Source organism: Streptomyces sp. NPDC051664 (assembly GCF_044453545.1).
In the GTDB taxonomy this organism is placed as follows: domain Bacteria; phylum Actinomycetota; class Actinomycetes; order Streptomycetales; family Streptomycetaceae; genus Streptomyces.
In genome coordinates, this window is sequence record NZ_JBITCU010000129.1 from 1 (window position 1) to 1,332 (window position 1,332).

The window sequence follows — 1,332 nt, forward strand, 5'->3', positions numbered from 1 at the left end:
TGTGAAGCGTTCCGGGTTCGGTAGAGATCTCAGACGTTGTGTGTAACCTGCGGTTTTGTGGTTGCCAGGTAGTGCAGGGCTTCGTATTCGACGGGTGGGACGTGGCCTATCTCGCCGTGGAGTCGTCGATGGTTGTACCAGTCGACGTACTCGGCGGTGGCGAGCTCGACGTCGGACAGTGTCTTCCAGGGACGTCGGGGCTTGATCAGCTCGGTCTTGAACAGGCCGATCGTGCTCTCCATCAGGGCATTGTCATACGCGTCGCCGACGGATCCGATCGAGGCGGCGATGCCGGCGGTGTCCAGATGCTCGGCGAGCCGGAAACTGGTGTACTGCGACCCGGCATCGCTGTGATGGATCAACTCGCCTGGCTGGATGGGGTGTTGTTCGCGGTCGCGTTGCCAGACTGCCATCTCCAGTGCGTCCAGGACGAACACCGTTTCCTTCACGGTGGCCGCGGACCAGCCGACGATGCGGCGGGAGAAGGTGTCCACGACGAACGCGACGTAGACGACACCGGCCCAGGTCTTCACGTGGGTGAAGTCCGCGACCCAGCACCGGTTCGGGGAGTCGGCGACGAAGTCGCGGTCCACCAGGTCCGGCGCCCTCCCGGCCTGCCCGCCGGGCAGCGTGGTGATCACCTTCTTGCCGCGGACCACACCGGCGATGCCCAGCTCGCGCATGAGGCGTTCGACGGTGCAGCGGGCCACTGCGTGGCCCTGCCGGTTGAGCGCACGCCAGATCTTCCGTGCCCCGTAGACATGGTAATTGGCCGCGAAGACCTCGCTGATCCGTTCCTTCAGCTCGGCGTCCCGCACGGTCCTGGCCGACGGTGCCGCCCGGCGCTTGTGGTGGGCGTAGTAGGTGGAAGGGGCAATCTTGCATTCGTGCTCGGTCAGAACACGGCAGATCGGCTCGACTCCGCCGAAGCGGTCCCGGTGCTCGTCGATGAAGTTCACGAGCGTGTGTGTGGCCGGTCGAGCTCGGCCGCGAAGAAACTCGCCGCGGCCTTCAGGATCTCGTTCGCCCGCTTCAGCTCGGCGATCTCCTTCTTCATCGCCTTGACCTGCGCGGACTCCTCTGTCGTCGTGCCCGGCCGGGCACCGGCATCGACTTGGTCCTGCCGCACCCACTTCCGCAGTGTCTCGGTCGTGCCGATGCCGAGCTTCGCGGCGACCGCTTTCATCGCCGCCCACTCGGTGTCGTAGTCGGGCCGCACCTCGGCGACCATCCGCACCGCACGACGGCGCACCTCAAGCGGGTACTGGGAAGGACGTGCCATGACTCGATCCTCTCAAATGATCGAGTCCCTACCGAACCCGGAACGGTTCA

Annotated in this window: 1 protein-coding gene; it reads right to left on the reverse strand. The window is 65.3% G+C overall.

The features are described from left to right. Positions 1-29: 29 nt before the first annotated feature. A protein-coding gene (locus tag ACIA8E_RS41975) for an IS3 family transposase (RefSeq protein WP_399307385.1) occupies positions 30-1,282 on the reverse strand; the annotation gives its coding sequence in 2 pieces (ribosomal slippage) (positions 30-1,000 and positions 1,000-1,282; 1,254 coding nt in all). Between the last annotated feature and the right edge of the window lie 50 nt (positions 1,283-1,332).